The sequence below is a fragment of the Rhizobium chutanense genome, assembly GCF_002531935.1.
In the GTDB taxonomy this organism is placed as follows: domain Bacteria; phylum Pseudomonadota; class Alphaproteobacteria; order Rhizobiales; family Rhizobiaceae; genus Rhizobium; species Rhizobium chutanense.
This window is the reverse complement of record NZ_NWSV01000069.1, coordinates 1-2,870: the sequence shown is the minus strand read 5'-3', so window position 1 is coordinate 2,870 and position 2,870 is coordinate 1. Positions and strand designations below refer to the sequence as shown.

General features: G+C 58.0%; 1 protein-coding gene and 2 pseudogenes. 1 reads left to right on the top strand and 2 read right to left on the bottom strand.

Going from position 1 to position 2,870, the window contains the following annotated elements; genetic code table 11:
* Window positions 1-160: 160 nt before the first annotated feature.
* Together istB and istA are read right to left on the bottom strand one after the other, a co-directional pair.
* Window positions 161-956, bottom strand: a pseudogene (istB, locus tag CO666_RS33250) (IS21-like element ISSme2 family helper ATPase IstB).
* The gene (gene istA / locus CO666_RS33245; protein ID WP_016737538.1) at window positions 956-2,242 is read right to left on the bottom strand and encodes an IS21 family transposase; all 1,287 of its coding nucleotides are present in this window, start codon (window positions 2,240-2,242) and stop codon (window positions 956-958) included. The pseudogene istB and the gene istA overlap by 1 nt, the downstream one beginning before the upstream one ends.
* Before the next feature lie 88 nt (window positions 2,243-2,330).
* Between istA and CO666_RS33240 the strand changes: the two are divergent.
* Window positions 2,331-2,553, top strand: a pseudogene (locus tag CO666_RS33240) (hypothetical protein); the annotation flags it as partial.
* Window positions 2,554-2,870: the final 317 nt, after the last annotated feature.

Here is a 2,870-nt window from a genome sequence, read left to right as displayed (position 1 = left end):
AACCCGCCCATGGCGCCGGATGCATTTCATACAGCGATCATGAGCCAACGTGTGAGTTGGGTGCTCGATGCCGACCCCGTATCCTGCAACTATCAAACTATGCCTGCTGTCAAGCGAAGTGAAGATTTGACCCCGTAGGCGAAACGAAGAACTGACCCCTTCATTGATTTGCTGTTTCGTTTGTCTCAAGCGCTGTTCCGGCCTTCTGCAGAAGGCCGGAACGGCGCTTTTCGCGAAGCCTGTAGCTATCACCTCGGATGGTGATCACCGTCGAATGGTGCAGCAGGCGGTCCAATATCGCGGTGGCGACGACAGGGTCTCCAAAGACGCTCCCCCACTCTCCGACCGATCGATTGGAGGTAATCAGGATCGATCCCCTTTCATAGCGGCGAGAGACCAGTTGGAAGAACAGGTGGGCGGCGTTAGCTTCGAAGGGCAGATATCCCAGCTCGTCGATGATCAGCAGTTTCGGCCGCGATAGGATTGTCAACTGCTTGTCCAATGAGCCATCGTTATGGGCCTTGGCGAGCATCGCAACCAGAGTGGCCGCCGTGACGAATTGAACGTTGTAGTTCTGGCGGATTGCTTCTCGGCCAAGACTGACAGCAAGGTGCGTCTTACCGGTGCCCGGAGGTCCGAGGAATAGGACGGTGTCGCCGTGAGCAATCCAGCGGCAGGTTGACAGCTCCCTGATCTGTCCTCGATCCAGCGAGGGCTGTGCCTCGAAGTCGAAGCCATCGAGTTCGCGTACGAAGGGGAACTGCGCCAACTTGCTCGACATCGAGATGCGCCGTTCATCGCGCCGGGCAATCTCTCGTGAGACCAGGAACGCCAGAGCTTCGCGCAACGTCATCTTCGAGCGCCTCGTCCAGCAACGTGTCGAGTTGATCGCGGATCGCCGTCAGCTTTAGCCGATCGAGTGTCGCGATGAGTAAATCGTGATCGACGGTCGTCATCACCAGCCACCTCCAACAACGGCCTCGTATTCCGCAAGAGGTCGCAGCAAGGCGGCTGGTGCCAGCTCGACTGGAGCGGTGCGAACCAGTCCTTCGCTACCCGCGAAGCCAACAAAGTGATCCCGGTCGACGATCCGTTGTCGCCGTCCCTGGCAGAGAGGATGATCGGCCACAACCTGGCCAGCGTGACGGATAATTACACGGCCAGCCAATACAACGACTTGGACGCTCTCGCCGATGAGACGCCAGGGTACGGAATAGCTGTTTGTGTCGAGATCGATGGCGCAGTCCGCCTGCACTTTGCGCACGAGGTCGCGTAGTTGTCCAAACGGTACGCGGCCGGATAGCGGCCGAAGGGCTTCGGCCTCCGCAGCAAAGCGTTCAATTGGTGCTTCACCAGTCGTGCCGTGTTCTCGTCGGTCTGCGATCTCTCGTATCCATCGGTCAAGGTGCGCCTCGAACGAAGCCCAGTTCTCAAACCGGCGACCAGCGATAGCATTCTTCTTGACGTACCCGACCCCGCGCTCGTCCTTCCCCTTTGTTCGCGCCCGGTAGGGAGCGCAAGCGCGTGGCGCGAAGCCCCAGTAACGGGCAAACGCCCAGAGTCGCGCATTGAAGCGAACCTCCCGGCTAACCGCGTCGTGATGTTCGACAAGTGCCTTCGCATTATCCAGCAAAACCTCAACGGGAACGCCGCCAAACCGAAGAAACGCGCCTTCCATCCCCTCGAACCAATCTGTCTGCCCTTCTCTCAATGAGGCACGGATATGAATGCGTCTGGAATAGCTTAGCGTGGCGACAAAGACGTTTACCCGAAGCCGCTCGTCACCGATCCAGACACGCGTCTGCCCGAAGTCGATCTGCAACTGACGACCAGGCGGCGTTTCAAACCGCACTGTCGCACGCTTTTGCGCCTTGAGTTCCCGCCGCCATTCCCGGACTCGAAGCTCTACCGAACGCAAACCGATGATAATTCCATGCTCGCTCGCCAGCTCCTGCCGGATCACATCGGCATTGCCATCATGGCGAAAGAAGCGTTCACGAAGCCAATCATCAAGGCCATCAAAAGCACTCCTCCGAACCGGCTTCTTGAAGGGTACCGCTCCACCCTCACGAAGATATCGACGGACAGTGTTGCGAGCACATCCAAATTCCTTCGATAGACGCTTGGCACCCCAACCAAGCTCGTGCAGCCGCAACATTGCCACCACCTCATCTGCCTCAAGCATATCTTCGCCCTGCATCGTTCCCCACGATGCAGGATGCGCTGAAATCGCACTTGTCATCCATCTCTCCTCGTTGTCACACGAGGGGGCAGTTCTTCATTTCGTTAGGGGGTCAGTTTCTCATTTCGCCTGACACCTGCGGGCGGGTGCCGCGGTGGACCGACTTGTTCATCACGCAACGATCATTCGAAATGAACGTCGAAAGCTGTCGACGACGTTCCGCCATGGAGGCCAAACGCCAGCGCGGCAGGCCAGCCTCATTCGCGACAATCAAAGGCACCGCACAGTTTGTCGCGGAGCGGCAATCAGACCACGATGAAGCTCTTGCCAGCGACAATCAACATGATAACTTCATCCCGACCGCGACATAAGAATCTCATCCAGATTGTCGCGCGCGTCTCATCCTGATCGCCGCCCCATAGGTCGCATAACTATCAGGCGCGCAACGGGTTCTGTCAGCAGCTACACCGCAATGGTTCCGTTGCCTGAGGCGGCGAAATCAGAAAGGCCGGCGGAAAGATTGGTTGGAATCGGAAATTCTGACGGCACCCTTCGCGCTGCATGTTCCACACATCACCCGAAACTGCTGGCGAGCCTCTCAAGCCATGTGCCGGCCTGATGGTCGAGTGCAGACGATTGTCGGCAAGCCGTCGCCATATGGTGTTCGGCCATGCCTTGAGGGCATGAT